Origin of the sequence: Cupriavidus nantongensis, assembly GCF_001598055.1 — a bacterium.
In the GTDB taxonomy this organism is placed as follows: Bacteria; Pseudomonadota; Gammaproteobacteria; order Burkholderiales; family Burkholderiaceae; genus Cupriavidus; species Cupriavidus nantongensis.
Genome location: NZ_CP014845.1, coordinates 2265975 through 2284458 on the forward strand (window position 1 = coordinate 2265975; position 18484 = coordinate 2284458).

General features: G+C 68.9%; 15 protein-coding genes. 5 read left to right on the top strand and 10 right to left on the bottom strand.

What is annotated here, in order from left to right:
• Genes glk through zwf form a run of 3 tightly spaced genes read right to left on the bottom strand, consistent with a single transcriptional unit; the run spans nucleotide 1 to nucleotide 3241 of the window.
• The gene (gene glk, locus A2G96_RS31035; RefSeq protein ID WP_062803940.1) at nucleotides 1-1014 is read right to left on the bottom strand and encodes a glucokinase; all 1014 of its coding nucleotides are present in this window, start codon (nucleotides 1012-1014) and stop codon (nucleotides 1-3) included.
• 55 nt (nucleotides 1015-1069) lie between these two features.
• The gene (pgl, locus tag A2G96_RS31040) at nucleotides 1070-1750 is read right to left on the bottom strand and encodes a 6-phosphogluconolactonase (RefSeq protein WP_062803941.1); all 681 of its coding nucleotides are present in this window, start codon (nucleotides 1748-1750) and stop codon (nucleotides 1070-1072) included.
• Between the two features lie 33 nt (nucleotides 1751-1783).
• Nucleotides 1784-3241: a glucose-6-phosphate dehydrogenase gene (gene zwf, locus A2G96_RS31045; RefSeq protein ID WP_062803942.1), complete on the bottom strand. Its 1458-nt coding sequence runs from the start codon at nucleotides 3239-3241 to the stop codon at nucleotides 1784-1786.
• Between the two features lie 217 nt (nucleotides 3242-3458).
• Here zwf and edd point away from each other — a divergent pair, with 217 nt between their 5' ends.
• Nucleotides 3459-5306 carry a phosphogluconate dehydratase gene (gene edd / locus A2G96_RS31050; RefSeq protein WP_062803943.1) on the top strand — a complete coding sequence of 616 codons (1848 nt, stop codon included), beginning with the start codon at nucleotides 3459-3461 and terminating at the stop codon, nucleotides 5304-5306.
• Here edd and A2G96_RS31055 read toward each other — a convergent pair.
• The 3 genes from A2G96_RS31055 to A2G96_RS31065 form a co-directional block, all read right to left on the bottom strand.
• On the bottom strand, nucleotides 5303-6262 hold the full coding sequence (locus tag A2G96_RS31055) for a mechanosensitive ion channel family protein (RefSeq protein ID WP_062803944.1): 960 nt from the start codon (nucleotides 6260-6262) through the stop codon (nucleotides 5303-5305). The genes edd and A2G96_RS31055 overlap by 4 nt on opposite strands.
• A gap of 320 nt (nucleotides 6263-6582) precedes the next feature.
• The gene (locus tag A2G96_RS31060; protein ID WP_062803945.1) at nucleotides 6583-7461 is read right to left on the bottom strand and encodes a helix-turn-helix domain-containing protein; all 879 of its coding nucleotides are present in this window, start codon (nucleotides 7459-7461) and stop codon (nucleotides 6583-6585) included.
• Between the two features lie 194 nt (nucleotides 7462-7655).
• Complete coding sequence (locus A2G96_RS31065) at nucleotides 7656-8903, bottom strand: MFS transporter (RefSeq protein ID WP_062803946.1); 1248 nt, start codon at nucleotides 8901-8903, stop codon at nucleotides 7656-7658.
• Between the two features lie 322 nt (nucleotides 8904-9225).
• Between A2G96_RS31065 and A2G96_RS31070 the strand changes: the two genes are divergently transcribed.
• On the top strand, nucleotides 9226-11418 hold the full coding sequence (locus tag A2G96_RS31070; RefSeq protein ID WP_062803947.1) for a TonB-dependent receptor family protein: 2193 nt from the start codon (nucleotides 9226-9228) through the stop codon (nucleotides 11416-11418).
• 85 nt (nucleotides 11419-11503) lie between these two features.
• Here the strand turns inward: A2G96_RS31070 and A2G96_RS31075 are convergent, their stop codons facing one another.
• Entirely contained in the window at nucleotides 11504-13105 is a 1602-nt protein-coding gene (locus tag A2G96_RS31075) for a peptide chain release factor 3 (protein ID WP_062803948.1), read from the bottom strand.
• A 194-nt stretch (nucleotides 13106-13299) separates the two neighbouring features.
• Nucleotides 13300-14223 (bottom strand): YihY/virulence factor BrkB family protein, encoded by a 924-nt coding sequence (locus A2G96_RS31080; RefSeq protein ID WP_062804229.1) that lies wholly within the window; start codon nucleotides 14221-14223, stop codon nucleotides 13300-13302.
• A 250-nt stretch (nucleotides 14224-14473) separates the two neighbouring features.
• On the opposite strand from A2G96_RS31080, the gene A2G96_RS31085 reads away from it, so the two are divergent.
• The 3 genes from A2G96_RS31085 (at nucleotide 14474) to A2G96_RS31095 (ending at nucleotide 15826) form a co-directional block, all read left to right on the top strand.
• Nucleotides 14474-14671, top strand: a complete 198-nt coding sequence (locus A2G96_RS31085; RefSeq protein WP_231909711.1) for a hypothetical protein — start codon at nucleotides 14474-14476, stop codon at nucleotides 14669-14671.
• 425 nt (nucleotides 14672-15096) lie between these two features.
• Nucleotides 15097-15318 carry a hypothetical protein gene (locus tag A2G96_RS31090; protein WP_231909712.1) on the top strand — a complete coding sequence of 74 codons (222 nt, stop codon included), beginning with the start codon at nucleotides 15097-15099 and terminating at the stop codon, nucleotides 15316-15318.
• Between the two features lie 100 nt (nucleotides 15319-15418).
• Complete coding sequence (locus tag A2G96_RS31095; RefSeq protein WP_231909713.1) at nucleotides 15419-15826, top strand: hypothetical protein; 408 nt, start codon at nucleotides 15419-15421, stop codon at nucleotides 15824-15826.
• Between the two features lie 120 nt (nucleotides 15827-15946).
• Here A2G96_RS31095 and A2G96_RS31100 read toward each other — a convergent pair whose 3' ends face one another.
• Both A2G96_RS31100 and A2G96_RS31105 read right to left on the bottom strand, forming a co-directional pair.
• A complete protein-coding gene (locus A2G96_RS31100; RefSeq protein WP_062803952.1) occupies nucleotides 15947-17314 on the bottom strand; it encodes a sigma-54 dependent transcriptional regulator in 1368 nt (455 codons plus the stop codon).
• A gap of 125 nt (nucleotides 17315-17439) precedes the next feature.
• On the bottom strand, nucleotides 17440-17910 hold the full coding sequence (locus A2G96_RS31105) for a hypothetical protein (protein ID WP_062803953.1): 471 nt from the start codon (nucleotides 17908-17910) through the stop codon (nucleotides 17440-17442).
• Nucleotides 17911-18484 lie beyond the last annotated feature (574 nt).

An 18484-nucleotide genomic window follows, 5' to 3' on the forward strand; every position in this document is an offset into this window, starting at 1 on the left:
CTAGGCGTTCCCGCCCGCGCCGCCGAGGCGTTCGGCCAGCGCCTGCGCCAGCCCTGCCAATGCCGGATGGCTGGCGGTGATGACATGGACCGGCACCGCCTCGAGCCAGCCGCGCATGCGGCCCTTGGCGACAAAGCGCTCGGCGAACACCGAATCCTGCAGCGCCGGCACGAAGCGCGGCAGGATGCCGCCGCCCAGATAGACCCCGCCGCGCGCGCCGATCACCAGCGCGATATCGGCCGCGACCGAGCCCAGCAGCCCGAAGAACACCGCCATGGCGCGCTGGCACAGCGGGTCGTTGCGCTCGAACGCGCCCGCGGTGACCTGCGCCGGCTGCAGCGGCGCGAGCAAAAGCGTACCCGTTTCTGCGGCCAGCGCGGCATGGATATGCGACAGGCCGCTGCCGCTCAGCAGGCGCTCGGCCGAGACCCGGCCGACGTTGCGCCGGGCCGCGCGCCACGCGATCCATTCGTCGTCGGTGTCGGGCATCAGCTCGATATGGCCGCCTTCGCCGGCCAGCGCCACGGCCTGCCCGCCCGGCGCCGGCACCAGCCCGGAAACGCCCAGGCCGGTGCCGGGCCCGACCAGCGCCAGCGGCGCGGTGCGCACCGCGGTGCCGGCGCGCACCTGCACCAGGCCGTCGGCGGGCAGGTGCGGCAGGGCCAGCGCCAGCGCGGTGAAGTCGTTGATGGCCACCAGTGTCTGCAGCCCCAGCGCGCGCCGCATGCCGTCGATCGAGAAGGTCCAGTTGTGGTTGGTCAGCCGGACCTGGTCGCCGGTCACCGGATTGGCCAGGCCGATCGCGGCGTGCCGCGGCGTGGGCTGGCCCGCGCCGGCGAGGCCGTCGAGGTACTGGCGCAGCGCGGCCTCCAGCGACGGGAAATCGACCACCTTCAGCGCCGTCACCTGCCCGATCCGCATCGGCGCGGTCTCCAGCGCGAAACGCACGTTGGTGCCGCCTACATCGCCGAGCAGGCGGGGAAAGTCAGCGGAGAAGGATGCGGTAGTGGCCATGGCAGCGGATCTCGTTCCTCGCGCAAAGGTGGGGCAAGTGGGACCGTCGGGGCGGTCAGGTCTTGAACACGTCAAGCCCGTGCCGGTGTTGCGACAGCACCAGGCTCACCGGCAACGACGGCGTGGGGCCCTGCAGCGCGCGCTCCAGCACCGCGGCCTTGGCCGCGCCGGAGACCGACAGGAACACGCGCTCGGCGGCCAGCAGCGCGGCCAGGTTCAGCGTGATGCGCGCATGCGGCGCCACCGATGGGTGGGTAATGACGTAGCCCGGCTGCCGCTCGCTCAACGCACCCTGCAGTTCGGGCGCATCCGGGAACAGCGAGGCGGTATGCCCGTCCTCGCCCATGCCCAGCACCACCACGTCGGGCTGGCGGAACGCGGCGTTGGCGCGCGCCACCGCCTGCGCGGGCGCGGCGGCGTCCTGCGCGTCGGCAATCAGCGGCACGAAGGCGGCGCTGGCCGCGGCCTCGCGCAAAAGGTGGGCACGCACCAGCGCGGCGTTGCTGTCTGCGTGGTCGGGCGGCACCACGCGTTCGTCGACCAGCGTGATGGTCACCGCGTCCCAGCGCACATGCCGGTGGCGCAGCCGCTCGAACATCGCCACCGGCGAGCGCCCGCCCGAGACCGCCAGCACCGCCCAGCCCCTGACGCGCACGGCGAGCTCCAGCGCATTGCCGATCGAGATCGCCAGGGCCTCGGCCTGGTCCATCGGCGTGGGATGTTCGAACAGGCGCATGGCGGCTTCCTTTGCAGTGTGCGAGCCGATGGCTCAGGCTTCCTCGTGCCACAGGCCGCCGTCGCGCGACATCAGCGCCGACGACGCCGCCGGCCCCCAGGTGCCGGCGGTATAGGGCTTGGGCGGGACCGTGCTGGCTTCCCAGGTATCGATGATCGGCTCGACCCAGCGCCATGCCTGCACCTGCTCGTCGCGGCGCACGAACAGGCCCAGCCGGCCACGGATCACGTCCAGCAGCAGCCGTTCATAGGCGCCGGCGCGGCGCACCTTGAACGAGTTGGCGAAGTCCAGGTCGAGCGAGGTGGGCGTCAGCTCCAGCGTATCGCCGGGCTGCTTGACCAGGCAGTACAGGCGGATGCTTTCCTCGGGCTGCAGCTGGATCACCAGCCGGTTCTGCGGCGACTGCGTCAGCGGCCGCGGGAAGATTGCGTGCGGCACGTCGCGGAAGTGGATCACGATCTCGGCCACGCGCGACTGCATGCGCTTGCCGGTGCGCAGGTAGAACGGCACCCCTTCCCAGCGCCAGTTGGCGATCTCGGCCTTGATCGCGACAAAGGTCTCGGTACGGCTGTCGGGCGCGATGCCTTCTTCCTCGAGGTAGCCGGGCACCGGCTTGCCGCCGATCGCGCCGGAGCGGTACTGGCCGCGCACGGTTTTCTCGGCCACGTCCTGCGGCGTGATCGGCCGGAGCGCTTTCAGGATCTTGATCTTCTCGTCGCGGATGGCGTCTTCGCTGAGGCTGGCCGGGGGCTCCATCGCCACCATGCACAGCAGCTGCAGCAGGTGGTTCTGCACCATGTCGCGCAGCGCGCCGGTGCGGTCGTAGAAATCGCCGCGCGTTTCCACGCCCAGTTCTTCGGCGATGGTGATCTGCACGTCCTGTACCCACTCGCGGCGCCACAGCGGCTCGAACAGCGCGTTGCCAAAGCGGATCGCCATCAGGTTCTGCACCGACTCCTTGCCCAGGTAATGGTCGATGCGATAGATCTGCTCTTCGGCAAAGAATTTCGCCACCGCCGAGTTGATGGCCTCGTTCGATTCCAGGTCGTGGCCCAGCGGCTTTTCCAGCACGATGCGCACGTTGGGCGCGTGGCGTGTGTTCAGGCCGGTGCGCGCCAGCTGCTCGCAGATGGACACGAACAGATGCGGGGCGGTGGCGAGATAGCACACCACCACCTCGGGCTTGCGCGACAGCAGCTGCTCGGCCAGCGCATCGAAATGCGCCGGCACGCGTGCATCGGCCTGCACGTAGACGATGCGTGCGCAGAACCTGTCCCATGACTCGGGCGGCGCATGGGCCAGCGCGGGCCGCACGCTCTGTTCCAGCGAGGCGATGTAGTCCGCGCTCGACATCGGTTGGCTGCCGGTGGCGAGGATGCGTGCGGCCGGATGCAGCAGCCCGGCGTGGTGCGCATCGAACAGGGACGGCAGCAGCTTGCGCCGCGCCAGGTCGCCGGTGCCGCCGAACAGCACCATGTCGAAATCAGGCATGCTCACCCTGCGCTCCTTGACGATTCGAGTTGTCGCGGCCAGCGCGCGATGGCCGGCCGGGTAGCGGCCAGTTTACGTGAGTTGCTACGGCTTGGCGAGGCAAGCGTACCCATTTCTGCGTGGTTGGCGCAGGCCGCGGGCGGGCCATCAGGCGCCCGCTACCGTGCAGGCCCCGGCAAAGTGCGCTAGGCTGAAAGCTCCCCCGCAGGAGAACCCCATGCCACGTCATCCAGTGCTCGAGCGGGTCACCGCCCGCATCGTCTCCCGCAGCACCGCCTCGCGCCAGGCGTATCTTGACCGCACCCGCGCCATGGCCGGGCACAAGGTCGAACGCGCGCAGCTTTCCTGTACCAACCTCGCCCACGCGGTAGCCGCCATGCCGGACGCCGCCAAGATCCGGCTGAAGGCCGACGAGCGGCCCAACCTGGCCATCGTCTCGGCCTACAACGACATGCTGTCGGCGCACCAGCCGCTGGCGGCGTTCCCGCAATGGCTCAAGGAAGCCGCGCTCGAGGCCGGCGGCACCGCGCAGTTTGCCGGCGGCACGCCGGCGATGTGCGACGGCGTTACGCAGGGCCAGGACGGCATGGACCTGTCGCTGTTCTCGCGCGACGTGATTGCGCTGGCCACGGCGGTGGCGCTGTCGCACCAGATGTTCGATGGCGCGCTGTACCTGGGCGTGTGCGACAAGATCGTGCCCGGGCTGGTGATGGGCGCGCTGTCCTTCGGCCACCTGCCCGCGGTGTTCGTGCCCGGCGGGCCGATGACCACCGGCATCAGCAACGACGAGAAGGCGCACACGCGGCAGCTCTACGCCGAAGGCAAGATCGGCCGCAAGGAACTGCTCGAGGCCGAGACCCGCTCCTACCACGGACCCGGCACCTGCACCTTCTACGGCACCGCCAACTCCAACCAGATGCTGATGGAAATGATGGGCCTGCATCTGCCGGGCACAGCCTTCGTCAATCCCAACACGCCGCTGCGCGAAGCGCTGACGCGCGAGGCCGCGCGCCAGGCGCTGAAGCTGGTGCATGGCGGCGAGCGCTATACGCCAGTGGCCGAGGTGCTGGACGAGCGCGCCTTCGTCAACGGCATCGTCGGGCTGCTCGCCACCGGCGGCTCCACCAACCATACGCTGCACCTGATCGCGATGGCGCGCGTGGCCGGCATCGTGCTGAGCTGGGACGATTTCGATGAGCTGTCGGCGGTGGTGCCGCTGCTGGCGCGCGTGTACCCGAACGGCAAGGCCGACGTGAACCAGTTCCAGGCCGCCGGCGGGCTGGCGGTGGTGATCCGCGGCCTGCTCGCGCTGGGCCTGCTGCACGACGACGTCACCACCATCGTCGGCCGGGGCCTGCAGGACTACACGCGCGAGCCGGTGCTGCGCGACGGCCAGCTGACGTGGATCGACGGCCCGGCCGCGCCGCTCGATGACAGCATCGTGCGCGCCGCCGACGCGCCCTTTGCGCCGGACGGCGGCATCAAGCTGCTCGACGGCAAGCTGGGCCGCGCGGTGATCAAGACCTCGGCGGTCAAGCCCGAGCACCAGGTGGTGCAGGCGCCGGCGATCGTGTTCGAGCATCAGGACGATGTGCTGCACGCCTTCAAGCGCGGCGAGCTCGAGCGCGACTTCGTTGCGGTGCTGCCCTGGCAGGGCCCGGCATCGTGCGGCATGCCGGAGCTGCACAAGCTCACGCCCACGCTGACGGTGCTGCAGGACCGCGGCTTTCATGTGGCACTGGTGACCGACGGACGCATGTCGGGCGCATCGGGCAAGGTCCCGGCCGCCATCCACGTCTGCCCGGAAGCGCTGCGCGGCGGCGCGATCGCGCGCGTGCGCAGCGGCGACATGATGCGTGTCGACGCGACCACCGGCACGCTCGACGTGCTGGTGCCCGACGACGAATGGCAGGCGCGCACGCCGGCGCGCCCGGACCTGAGCGCCAATCGCCACGGCGTCGGCCGCGACCTGTTCGCAACCTTCCGCTGCCAGGTCAGCACGGCCGAAAGCGGCGCCTGCACGCTGTTTTCGGATGAGGGCGAGGCGCAGGACGCGCGCGGCTAGCCCGGTTGGCGCACGGGCTGGCGCGTCGGCTGCTGCGATGGCTGGTGCGACTGCGGCGCGGCCGGCCGCGACGCTGCCGACGGCGCGCTGTCGGCCACCTTCACCACGCCCGGCACCGACGACGCGCCCGGCACGTGCAGTTCCTGGATCGGCACCGCCAGCTTGCTGCCGGCCTGCTCCAGCACCTGCTTGATGCGCTCGTAGAAAGCGAAGCGCACGTTCCAGTAATCGTCGTTCGAGGTCCAGTAGCGCACGTTCAGCGTAATGCCCTGCTGGGTGTAGTTGACCACCATGGTTTCGGGGACGGGCTCGGCCAGCAGCCTCGGCTCGCGCGCCAGCATCGCGCGCAGCGCTTCCAGGCTGCGCTGCACGTCGCTGTCGAAGGTTACCGTGGCCTCGATGTCGGCGCGCCGCGTCGCGTTCTCGCTGTAGTTGGTGATAGCGCTGCCCCACAGCTTGCCGTTGGGCACGCGCAGGCAGACGCCGTCGAAGGTGGTCAGCTCGGTCATGAACAGCCCGGTCTCGCGCACGGTGCCGGCCACGCCCTGCGCGTCGATGTACTGGCCCACGCGGAACGGGCGCAGCAGCACCAGCATGATGCCGGCGGCAATGTTCTGCAGCGTGCCTTGCAGCGCCAGCCCGATCGCCAGGCCGGCCGCGCCCAGCATGGCGATGATGCTGGCGGTCTGCACGCCGAACTGCGACAGCACCAGCACGATGGTCAGCACGCGCACCATCCATTGCAGCGCATTGGCCAGCAGCGGGCGCATGGTGGCATCGACATGGGTGCGGCTGAGCGCGCCCCGTGCCGCGGTGCCGACGCGGCCCGACAGCCACCAGCCGATCATCAGGATCAGGATCGCCGCCAGGCAGTTCATGCCCTGGTTGATGGCGAAGCGGACCAGGTAAGACCAGCCCGCCTCGAGCTGGTCGGCATCGATAAAGTTCAGATCCATGGGAGCGGCTCCGTTTGCGGTTGTTGTCAGGGTTGTCGACGGTGCTGCCTTGGGGCGGCGATGCGTACCCGTTTCTGCGTGCCGTGGCGATGCTCGGACCACCTTGCCGGAACCCCTCGATGGAGGTTCACGCTTGACAAATTGATGAACATTGAATGCAAGATGTCAGACGATCACCGACAAAGCCGGAATCACGGCACATAGGAGGGGACAAGCGAAGCAGAAGCGGGTTCCCGCGACCTGGCCCTGATTCGTGGAAAGTCGGCGCCAGGCCTTGCGCCGCAACGGCTGGCGCCGGACCGCCCGCAAGCGCGTGAACGCTACGCGCCCGCGCGCCAGGCGCCGGGCGTGACGCCGAACGCGGCCTGGAAACGGCGGCTGAGGTGGCTGGCGGAGGCAAACCCGGCGCGCGCGGCGACTTCATGCAGCGGGCGGCGCGGATCGGCCAGCAGCCGTTGCGCCCGCTCCAGGCGGGTCTGCAGCACCCAGGCATGCGGCGGCATGCCGAACGAGACGCGGAACATGCGCGCGAAGTGGAATTCCGACAGCCCCGCCATGGCCGCCAGTTCGCCCAGCGTCGGGTTGCTGTCGGGATGGCTTTCGATCCAGTCGCGCACGGTCCGCCGGGCCTGCGCCGACAAGCCACCGCGCCAGTCGGCCGGGGCGGCGCGGCCGGCGTGGTTCAGCACCAGGTGGCTGAGCGCCTCGTGCGCGAGCGCATTGCCGGCCATGCGGGCCTCGGGCAAGCGCCAGTCGAGCGCGGCAAGCCGCTGGCTCAGGGCATGCAGGCGCGGATCGTCGGCAAAGGTCAGGTCGCGCAGGGCCACCGAGCGCGGTTCGCGGTCGAGCAGGCGCACGCAATGCCAGGCCAGGGTTTCGGGACGGAAATACAGATGCAGGAAGCGCTGCGGGCCGCCGACATGCCAGCGCGACTCATGGTCGGCCGGCAACAGGCATAGCCTGCCCGGCGCGCCCTTGTTGCCGGGCTGGTCGCGCCGGTAGGTGGCGTGGCCGCCCTGCAGGTAGACCGACATGGTGTGGTGGCCGGGCCGCGCATAGCCGGTGCTGTCGTTCCGGTTGCGCCACAGCGCCACGCCCAGGCCATCGCCCAGCGCCGCCGCGCGCTCCAGCGAAGCGCGCGAGCCGCTGAGCGCGGCGAACACCGCGTGGCGCTCGAGCGGATCGGTCGGCAAGGTCATGGGACGCAAGGCGTGGTCGGATGCAGGCGACGATGCGGGCAGCGCTGCGGGTGGCAATATCGGGCACAACTTTCAGCGACGAAAGTTGGCGCGCGAGGCATCACTATACCGCCGTCAGCGCCACCCGCCGGGCACGCAGAAACGGGTACGCTCCGGCTGTCGCCACGCGGGCTTGCGCACGGCTCGCACCCAATTCACGCCGGCTGTTCATGCAGCTTGTCGCGCGCCGCCAGCGCCGGGAACAAGCGCATCCACACGGCCACCACCAGCAGCGTGCCGACCCCGCCCAGGACCACCGCGCCTACCGGGCCGAACAGCGCGGCGGTGACGCCGGACTCGAACTCGCCGAGCTGGTTGGAAGCGCCGATAAACACCGAATTGACGGCACCGACGCGCCCGCGCATATCGTCGGGCGTATCGAGCTGGACCAGCGTCGAGCGCACCACCACGCTGATCATGTCCGAAGCGCCCAGCACCACCAGTGCCGCCATCGAGAGCGGCAGCCAGGTCGAGACCCCGAACACCACCGTGGCGACGCCGAACACCGCCACCGCGGCGAACATCACGCGTCCGGCGCGCCGGTTCAGCGGATGGCGCGCCAGCCACAGCGCCATCGCCAGCGCGCCGATGGCCGGGGACGAGCGCAGCAGCCCCAGCCCCCACGGTCCGGTATGCAGGATGTCGCGCGCGTAGATCGGCAACAGCGCCGCGGCGCCGCCCAGCAGCACCGCCACCATGTCCAGCGAGATCGCGCCCAGCAGCACCGGGCGGCTGCGGATATAGGCAAACCCGGCAAAGACGGTGCGCACGCTGACCGGCGCGGTCAGCCGCTGCGCCGCCTGGCGCAGCGTGATGCCGCCCACCAGCAGCGCGGCGATCGCAAACAGCGTCGCGCTCAGCGTGTACACCACCCCCGGGCCGGCGACATAGGCGAAGCCGCCGATGGCCGGCCCGATGATGATGGCGGCCTGCCCCGCCGAGCTGGCCAGCGCCACCGCGCGCGGCAGCTGGCGCGGCGTGACCACGCTGGGCAGCAAGGCCTGCAGCGTGGGGTTCTCGAACGCCCGCGTGGCGCCGATCAGCGCGACGAAGACAAAGATGTGGTGGCTGTCGATCCACCCGCCCAGGCTGGCGGCGGCCATGCCGGCGGCCAGCAGCGCCTCCAGCGACTGGCAGGTGCGCACGATGCGGCGCCGGTCGAAGCGGTCCGCCACGTGGCCCGACATCAGGATCAGCGCCACCGACGGCAGGAACTGCACCAGCCCGACCATGCCCAGCATCAGCGGGTCGCGCGTCAGGTCGTACATCTGCCAGCCCACCGCCACGGTAAAGATCTGGTAGCCGATGGTGGTGCACAGCCGCGCGAACCAGTAGCGGCGAAACACGGAATCACGGAAAACGCTGTCCGGCTCGGCAGCCGGAACGGTGGCAGGGGAAGACATGGATGGGGCAGGAAGGGAGCGGAGCTTGCGCCCGGGTAGTGGGTTCGCCGTGCGCAAAGGGCAGATTCTAAAGCGTACGCTTAATTGCTGCATGCAGATGCCCACGCCTGCACACGCGGCTTTCCAAATGTGCCGAATGAAGCGCGAATGCTGCCTCGTTGTCAGCACAATGATGCAGAGACGCGACACGCGCCCGCGATGCAACGCAGGGCTTCTCGCTTTTGAGAATCACTCGTATTTATAATCCCCGCCCATTGGCGCGACCGTCCGGACCACCGCTTCCGGCGCAGCGGGACGCGCCGCTCTCCCCAGGAACCTCACCTTGCAGCCCGCTTTCCGCCTGACCGGGGGTGCCATCGGCGCCGCCCTGCTGTTTGCCCATCTCGCCGCGATGCCGGCCCACGCCGCCGAACCGGATTCCGCAACGCCCGTCGCCCCTGCCGCCAAGGCCACCCCCGGCGCCGCTGCCGAAGCCACGCTGAACACGGTCACCGTGGTCGGCAACTGGCTGGAAAACGCCAACGAGGCCAAGGTGCTGGAGCATCCCGGCGCGCGCACCATCGTCGACCGCGAGACCTTTGCCGAAGCCGGCGCCAACAACGTGCGGGAAGTGCTGCGCCGCATTCCGGGCGTGCAGGTGCAGGAGAACAATGGCACCGGCGGCAGCGATGTCTCGCTCAACGTGGGCGTGCGCGGGCTGGCTTCGCGGCTGTCGCCGCGCTCGACCATCCTGATGGACGGCGTCCCGCTGGCGGTGGCGCCGTACGGCCAGCCGCAGCTGTCGATGGCGCCGCTGTCGCTGGGCAACCTCGAGACCATCGACGTGGTGCGCGGCGCGGGCTCGGTGCGCTACGGCCCGCAGAACGTGGGCGGCATCATCAACTTCGTGACGCGCCCGATCCCGACGGCCTTCGCCGCCGATGCCTCGGTCTCGACCGACATCTACAGCCACGGCGGCAACGTCAAGACCAACCCGACCGCATTCATCGGCGGCACCAACGAGCAAGGGCTGGGCGGCGCGCTGCTGTACTCGGGCATCCACGGCAACGGCTATCGCGCCAGCAACGACCACGTCAACATCGACGACCTGCTGCTCAAAGGGGCGTACCGGATCTCGAAGACCGACTCGCTCAGCGCCGCGTTCCACTACTACGAAGGCACGGCTGGCATGCCGGGCGGCCTGACGCCGGGGCAGTACGCCGCCGACCCGTTCCAGTCGGTGCGCCCCTATGACAACTTCAGCGGCCGGCGCCACGATTTCAGCCTGAAATACAGCCACAACGACGCCGACCGCAAGTTCGAGGTGCTGACGTACTACACCGACAGCTTCCGCGGCAGCAATATCGAGCAGGAAGGCACCGGCGCGCAGGCCGGCCGGCGCCGCCTGACCGCGGCCCCGCGCAACTACCACACCTTCGCGATCGAGCCGCGCTACTCGCAGCTGTTCCGCGGCGAAAGCATGAGCCACGAGGTAAGCGTGGGCTACCGCTTCCTGCGCGAAGCCAGCGACGAGCAGGCATCGCGCACCGCCTTCTATGTGCCGGGTTCGGTCGATGCCACCACGCTGCCCTCGCCGGTCTACCAGTGGCGCACCGGCGGCACCACCGCCAACGCGGTCTATCTCGACGACACCATCAACGTCGGCAACTGGACCATCACTCCCGGCCTGCGCTACGAGTTCATCCGCTCGTACGTGACCGACAACTTCAGCGGTGTGCGCCGCGACGTGTCTTCCAACGAGCCGCTGCCGTCGCTGGCGGTGATGTACCACGTCAGCGACCAGTGGAAGCTGTTCGCCAACGCCGGGGTGTCGTTCGGCCCGCTGCAGTATTTCCAGATCGCGCAGACAACCAACGGGCTGACGCCGGAAAAGGCCAAGACCTACGAGCTCGGCACGCACTTCAACGCCAATGGCTGGGGTGGCGAGCTGACGCTGTTCAACATCGACTTCGACGACGAGCTGCAGCTGCGCGGCGGCACCGGCGGCGCGCCGGATGCATGGACCAACCTCGGCGCCACCACCCATCGCGGCGTGGAATCGTCGCTGCGCTATGACTTCGGCGCGCTCGACAAGGCGCTGATGGGGCTGTCGGCCTACGCCACCTACACCTACACAGAAGCCACCTACAACCAGGGCAACTTCGCCGGGCGCGACCTGCCGTTCTATTCGCGCCATGTGGCCACGGTGGGCATGCGCTACGCGCGCAACCGCTGGTCGTTCAATGTCGACGGCTTTGCGCAGTCCAGGCAGCATTCGCCGGGCGACCCGAGCACGTCAACCACCTACCAGACCGCGGAAAGCGCCAACGGTGCGCTCGGCGATATCCCGGGCTATGCGCTGATGAACCTGCGCGTGGGCTATGACTTCGGCAAGGCGGCGCAGAACCTGAAGCTGGCGGTGGGCGTGAAGAACGTGTTCGACAAGCGCTATTTCACGCGCTCGACCGACAACAATGCGGGCAAGTATGTGGGCATGCCGCGGACGTTCTATATCCAGGCGTCGCTGGCGTATTGATTGGCTGGAAAAGCGCCAGGCAAAATCTCAGAACAGCAAAACGGCTCGCCATGGCGAGCCGTTTTGCTTTGCACGGGCGCGACGATCAGACGATCTCGCGCGTTTCCAGGAACTGCAGCTCCGGGAACCGTTCCTGCGTCAGGCGCAGGTTGACCATGCTCGGCGCCAGGTAGACATGGTCGCCGGCACCGTCGAGCGCCACGTTGTGCCCGGCCTTGGCGATCAGTTTCTCGATCTCGGCCGGCGTGCCCTTGAGCCAGCGCGCGGTGGCGCATTCATGCGATTCGAAGATGGCGTCGACGCCGTACTCATGCTCGAGCCGGTGCGCAACCACGTCGAACTGCAGGATGCCCACGGCACCCAGCACCAGGTCGTTGGACGCGAGCGGGCGGAACATCTGCGTGGCGCCCTCTTCGGCCAGCTGCTGCAGGCCCTTCTGCAGCTGCTTGACCTTGAGCGGGTTGTTCAGGCGCGCGCGGCGGAAGAATTCCGGCGCGAACGACGGGATGCCGGTGAACTTGAGCGGCTCGCCCTCGGTGAAGACATCGCCCAGGCGAATGGTGCCGTGGTTGGGCACGCCGATGATGTCGCCGGCGTAGGCCTCTTCGGTGGTGTTGCGGTCCTGCGCCATGAAAGTGATGGCGTTGTTGATTGCCACGGTCTTGCCCGCCGACACGTGCAGCAGCTTCATGCCACGCTCGAAGCGGCCCGAGCACACGCGCACGAAGGCAATGCGGTCGCGGTGGCGCGGATCCATATTGGCCTGGATCTTGAACACGAAGCCGGTGAACTTGGGTTCCTGCGGCTCGACCACGCGCGAATCCGTATTGCGCGCCAGCGGCGGCGGCGACAGCTCGCACAGTGCATCCAGCAGCGACTGCACGCCGAAGTTGTTGATGGCCGAGCCGAAGTACACGGGCGTCTGCTTGCCGTTGAGGAAGGCCTCCTTGTCGAAGGTGTGCGAGGCCCCGCGCACCAGCTCGATTTCGACGCGCAGCTCTTCGGCCTGGCTGCCGAGGATGCGGTCCAGTTCCGGATTGTCCAGGCCATCCAGGATCGCGGACGTGCCCTTGTCGCCGTGCGGGTCGAACAGCTGCACCTTGTCGTCGATCAGGTGGTAGACGCCGCGGAAGGCCTTGCCCATGCCGATCGGCCAGGTCATCGGCGCGCACTGGATCTGCAGCACGTCCTCGATTTCATCGAGCAGTTCGATCGGCGAGCGGCCTTCGCGGTCGAGCTTGTTGATGAAGGTCAGGATGGGGGTGTCGCGCAGCCGGCAGACGTTCAGCAGCTTGATCGTCTGCGCTTCGACGCCGTTGACCGAGTCGATCACCATCACCGCCGAGTCCACCGCCGTCAGCGTGCGGTAGGTGTCTTCGGAGAAGTCCTCGTGGCCCGGGGTGTCGAGCAGGTTGACGATGTTCTCCTGCGCCTTGCCGTCCGCGCTGTCGCGCCGGTACGGAAACTGCATCACCGACGAGGTCACCGAGATGCCGCGCTGCTTTTCCAGCTCCATCCAGTCCGAGGTGGCATGGCGGTCGGCCTTGCGCGCCCGCACTTCGCCCGCGACCTGGATCGCGCCGCCGAACCACAGCAGCTTTTCGGTCAGGGTGGTCTTGCCCGCGTCGGGGTGGGAGATGATGGCGAAGGTGCGACGACGCGCAATTTCAGGAACGAGCGAGCTCACGGCAGCGGAATCAGACTGGGAAATATTGGGATGGCCCGGCGGTGGCCGGAACCAGGACCGGCAGCGCCGCGGGCGGCCGCAGGGCCGGGCCCTGCGGGCACGCGAAGGGAATGGGGCGTTATTTTACCGGTTTGGGCGCCGCTACGGGATTTGCGTTGTCGCCGGTCGACCAGCGCCCGCGCCGCGCACCACTGTTACTCGGCCAGCTTGTCCGCCGGCTTGCCGCGCAGGCTGCCGAACTGCAGCGCGTACTGGCGCGTCAGCTCGGCGCCGAAGAAAAAGATCTGTGCCGAGTAATACACCCACAGCATCAGCGCCACCACCGACCCGGCCGCGCCATACGATGAGGCCACGGCACTGTTGCCCAGGTACAGCCCGATCAGCCGCTTGCCGATCGAAAACAGCAGCGCGGTGATGACCGCGCCCATGGTGACGTCGCGCCAGGCGATGCGCGCATTGGGCAGCATCTTGAAGATCACCGCGAACAGCGCCGTCACCACCGCGAACGAGAACAGCGAGGAGATGACTTCGGCCACCGGCGCAAACCACGACTGCGTCCACAGCTGGCCCCAGATGCGCTCGACCACCGCAAGCGCCGCATTGACGATCAGCGACACCAGCAGCATGAAGGCCAGCACCAGCACCAGGCTGAACGACAGCAGGCGCGTGCGCAGCAACTGGCGCCAGCCGGCGGTGTCGGGCACCGGCACGTGCCAGATGTCGTCGAGGCTGCTTTTGAGTTCGGCAAAGGCGCTGGTGGCGCCGACGAACAGGATGCCGGTCGCGATCAGCGCGGCCATTCCGCTGCCGCCGGCGCGGTGCGTCGCGGCCAGGATGCCCTCGATGGCGGCGGCGCCCTGATCGCCGACCAGCCCTTCGAGCTGCGCGAAGATCTCGCCGCGCGCCGCCTCGGCGCCGAAGAACAGGCCGGCGATCGAGATCACCAGCACCAGGATCGGCGCCAGCGAGAACAGCATGTAGAAGGACAGCGCCGCGCCCTTGCTGGCGGCGCGGTGCGCGAACCACGAGGTGACGGCGGCGCTGACCACGCGCAGCGTGCGCGCGCCGGTGTGGCGGTCGGGCAGCCAGTGCGGGCGGTGCCGGCGCGGCGGCGGCACGCCTTCGGCGGCAGACGAAGAGGAGGGTTCGGTGTTGTCGGTCACGGTCTGGTGCTGGCGCGATCCGGCGCGGGGACCGCGGGGTGCGTTGCGCCCGCCCGCGCGGCCGGCGCTGCGTTCATCATACTGCGCATTGCGCCGCTTGCCCAAGGCGGGCAGGGCGCGGCACGCCGCGGGCAGCCTGCTACAGTAAGAGCAGGCATACCTGCCGGCGCATCCGTTGCCCGCGCGCCGGCGCAAGGAGGCACCCGTGACCTGCAACCTCCGCGCACGCCCGGCGGCCGTGCTGGCAATCATCGCCGTGCTCGGCTGCGCCGGCTGCGAGCGCAGCCAGCCCGGACCCAAGCCCATCTCCGGCACCGCGTCGGGCGCCATGCCCTCGGCGGCGCCTGCCGCGACACCGTCCAGCCCCGCCAATCCCTCTGGCAACTCGGGCCAGCCCCGTTGACCGCGCGCGCCGCCCCCGGCGCGTACCCGTTTCTGCGTGGCCATACACCATGGCGCGATGCTGGCGCGATGCATCGCGGTTACTCGCATGCAGGACTGATGTAAGGCCAGTTTCAACCGTGCAACGGACTGCGAGGCCGTAGTACTACGCGTCGCGCACACGGCAAAGCGCCGTCCTGTGCGCGCGAGCGGCCCCGGGCGCATGCCTGCGCCGCCGAGGCGCTTGCGCACCGCGTTGCAATGGCGAAACCGATCGGTCCGGCGCCGCGGCGCAATGGCGCGCCCGCACTGCAGGGACCGCTCGCTAGGCCGCCTGGCACAAGCGTTTGCGGCCCTTGGCACACTTGTCGCTCTGAGTTGGCCAGGGCGCACCGTGCAAGCCTGCGCCGGTTCCGTCAAACCCTTTGTCGTGCTGGAGATCACCCCATGCGTCACCCGCCTTCCCGCATGACGGCGCGCCGGCGCGCATACCGCCTGGCCGGCCCGCCGCCGTCTGAGACGGACCTGGTGTCGGCGCCGCTGCTGCCCTATCCGCGCGCGCGGGTGCAGGTCGCGCTCAGCGCGCATGGCATGGCGTGCGTGGCGACCCGCAGGCCGGCGCAAGTCAGTCCGGCATGCCGCCGCCACGCCGGCAAGCGACGCGCATGACGGGCTGAAAAGAACAAGCGGGCACGCGAGCCAGCGTGACCGCGCGGATTAGTGTTCCGTCCCCCGGCGGGCACTTTTTTTCCACAGGGAGATGCCGACCATGAAAGCTGCAATGCTCGCCACGGCGCTGGCGATTGGCTCGGGCAGCGCGGCGGCGGCCAGCTACGCGTGGTTCGACCGCCCTGACGCGGACGATGCGAACAGCCACGCCGCGGTCAGTCATGACATCTATGTGCGCGGCTTCGGCTGGGCCTGGGGAGAACTGCGGCTGGATCCGGACCTGACGGGCAGCGAAGCGCTGGCGCCGCCCGCGCGGCACGCACGCGACGGCCAGCGCCGCCGCGACATCGTGCCGGGACCTGCGCAGGATGCCTGCGAGCCGCCGCGGCGCTCGCGCGGCAAGATCAGCATGAACCTCGCCACCGCGCCTGCGCAGGCAGGTGGTGGCGGGTTCGCGGACGGGTTCGCGGACGGGAAGGGAACCGCAAGGCCGCGGGCAGTGCGCTGACGTGCCGGCCGGCACGGGGAAAGGCGGAACCGGCGAGCGGACGTCGCCGGTTCCCCTTTCCCGCCGGCGCCTGTCGTGGCCGTGCCGGCAACCGGCTCGCACCGACGCCGCTGACTGCCTTTATTCCCCCGCCGAGGCGTGGCTCTCCACACGGATGTTGTGCTTGTGCATGAGCCGGTACAGGGTCACGCGCGACACGTTGAGCTCGCGCGCGGCCGGCACCACGTGAAAGCCGTGGCTGGCCATCACGGTGCGGATCGCTTCGCGCTCGGCCTCTTCGCGGATCGCATCGAGGGTCTTGCGCGGCAGCTCGGCGCCGTTGTGCAGCTGCAGGTCTTCGGCGGTGATCTTGCGGTTGTCGGTCATCACGATGGCGCGGCGCACGCGGTTGATCAGTTCGCGCACATTGCCCGGCCAGGCGTACTGCATCATCGCCTGCGTCGCGCACGCGGAGAACCCGCGGATGCGACGGTGCGCCTCGTGGCCATGCTCGGCCAGCACCGCATTGGCCAGCAGCAGGATGTCCTCGCCACGCTCGCGCAGCGCCGGGATCGACAGCGTCAGCACGCACAGCCGGTGGAACAGGTCGGAACGGAAGCGCCCGTCGCCCTGCGCCGCGACCAGGTCTACGTGCGTGGCCGAGATGATGCGCAGGTTCAGCGGGATCGACTGATGGCCGCCCAGCCGCGTGATCGTGCCCTGCTGCAGGAAGCGCAGCAGCGCCACCTGGCTTTCAAGCGGCAGGTCGCCGATTTCGTCGAGAAACAGCGTGCCGCCCTGGGCCTGTTCGATCCAGCCGATCTTGCGCTGGTTGGCCCCGGTAAACGCGCCCTTCTCATAGCCGAACAGCTCTGACTGCACCAGGTGCGAGGGAATGGCGCCGCAGTTGATGGCGATGAACGGGCCCTTGCGCCGGCTCGAGGCATCGTGGATCGCCTGCGCGGCCAGTTCCTTGCCGGTGCCGGACTCGCCCGAGATAAACACCGGCGCTTCGTTGTGCGCCACCTTGGCGAGCGAGCGGAACATCGCCCGCATCGCCGCGCATTCGCCGATCATGGTGCCGCGCGACGCGCTTTCCTGCGGGCGCGTGCCGTGCAGCGACGCCATGCCGCGCGCATGCCGCAGCGTGTACAGCAGCTCCGGCATCGAGAACGGCAGGCGCACGTAGTCGACGCAATAGTCGCGGATCATCCGCCGCACGCGCTCGTTGGCCAGCATCGCGTCGGAGGTGATCGCCACCCAGGTGATATGCAGGTACTGCAGCGCCTGTTCCAGCTGCGCGAACTCGGCCTCGCTGTAGTCGGACTGCAGGTCGATCACGCCAGCCGTGGGTGGGCAGGCGCGTACCGCGCGCTCGGCATCGCGCACCTGCGCGACGCGGCGGATTTCCCATTCCGTGCCGATCACGGCAGGGTCGAAACCAAAATCTTCATGACGCGACACGACCACGAGCTGTGCAGTGCGTGACGCCTTGCACAGTCGGTCCATCACGATCTCCCGGACGTTAGGCTTGTTCTTGGTGCCGGCACCCGTGGCCGCCGCAGCGGCGCGCGTCCGAGGCGGACGGTGGGGCTGAACTGGCTGCGGGCATGCGCCCGCGGTCGACGTCGGGGTCACGAGCTGGACAGACTGCGGGTGGATTCATCAGGCGCGGCAAGGTAATCCGCCCCCGGCTGGAGCTGCTCGCGGATGCGCCGCCGCACGGCCTCCTTTTCGCGCATCAACTCCACGCGAGGCGCCTGCGGCGACTGGCCGGAGTATTGGTAGTAGAGCGCCTTGTAGGTCAGCTGGCTCAGGATCCATTCCTGCAGCAGCGTGCGCTGGCGCGCCAGTTCCCCTTCGAGCAGCCGATGGCGACGCAGCAGGTTGGACACCGCCGCACGGGCGCTGTCGCTGAGTTCGCTGTCTTCGGCAAGCAGGGCTGCAACATCCGCGGTGGCCGCTTCGCTCACGGCGCGTTTGGCGGGCACCTCGCCTTCAGCCTCCCCCACGGCGGCCCAGGCTGGATGCATAGATCGGATGGATCGGTTACTGGACTCCCTGACAGGCCCGATGACGGGTCGCCGGATCTCTCCTGCGGTCATGATTATCCCCGTTGAACAACATCCCCCGGCACTGCACGTCTACGTTTACCACTTTTCAGTCTTGGAATTTTCTTGTCTGCGTGGCGCGCATGTTGTCCGCACGCTCCCGGATTGTGGACGGCGCCGTCATCGATCTTGACGGTCTCTGTCGCGAAAGCGCTGCCGTCCTGGCGCATTGCGCCGACGCGCTTCCGGCGTGGCTCCGGCCCACTGCCGCATACACCGGAGTCAAGAAGGGGCGCTTGCCGCGCCCCTCTTTGCCACGCCTATAGTTCAGTGCATTTGCGACGGTTTGTCCAGCCCCGTGTGGGTGACTTACAGCCAATCTCATCCATTGGTATGAGCCCTCGCGCACACATGCGAAAACGCTGGCCGCGGCACGCCGCAGCGCGCCATGTGCGTGCGTATGGCGCGGAAATACTACGCAGAAACGGGTACGCTCCGACACCCCACTGCGGCAGGGACATGCGCATGCCATGGCGATGAATCGCGCATGAATCGCTTATGCACCGTCGAGGTATCGGCCGCCCCGGCCGGCACGCAGAATCGGGTACGCCTGACGAGCCTTGCGGCG

Coding starts and splice junctions, on each gene's coding strand:
- glk (WP_062803940.1), bottom strand. CDS start 1,014: ATGGCCACTACCGCATCCTTCTCCGCTGACTTTCCCCGCCTGCTCGGC.
- pgl (WP_062803941.1), bottom strand. CDS start 1,750: ATGCGCCTGTTCGAACATCCCACGCCGATGGACCAGGCCGAGGCCCTG.
- zwf (WP_062803942.1), bottom strand. CDS start 3,241: ATGCCTGATTTCGACATGGTGCTGTTCGGCGGCACCGGCGACCTGGCG.
- edd (WP_062803943.1), top strand. CDS start 3,459: ATGCCACGTCATCCAGTGCTCGAGCGGGTCACCGCCCGCATCGTCTCC.
- A2G96_RS31055 (WP_062803944.1), bottom strand. CDS start 6,262: ATGGATCTGAACTTTATCGATGCCGACCAGCTCGAGGCGGGCTGGTCT.
- A2G96_RS31060 (WP_062803945.1), bottom strand. CDS start 7,461: ATGACCTTGCCGACCGATCCGCTCGAGCGCCACGCGGTGTTCGCCGCG.
- A2G96_RS31065 (WP_062803946.1), bottom strand. CDS start 8,903: ATGTCTTCCCCTGCCACCGTTCCGGCTGCCGAGCCGGACAGCGTTTTC.
- A2G96_RS31090 (WP_231909712.1), top strand. CDS start 15,097: ATGCGTCACCCGCCTTCCCGCATGACGGCGCGCCGGCGCGCATACCGC.
- A2G96_RS31095 (WP_231909713.1), top strand. CDS start 15,419: ATGAAAGCTGCAATGCTCGCCACGGCGCTGGCGATTGGCTCGGGCAGC.
- A2G96_RS31100 (WP_062803952.1), bottom strand. CDS start 17,314: ATGGACCGACTGTGCAAGGCGTCACGCACTGCACAGCTCGTGGTCGTG.
- A2G96_RS31105 (WP_062803953.1), bottom strand. CDS start 17,910: ATGACCGCAGGAGAGATCCGGCGACCCGTCATCGGGCCTGTCAGGGAG.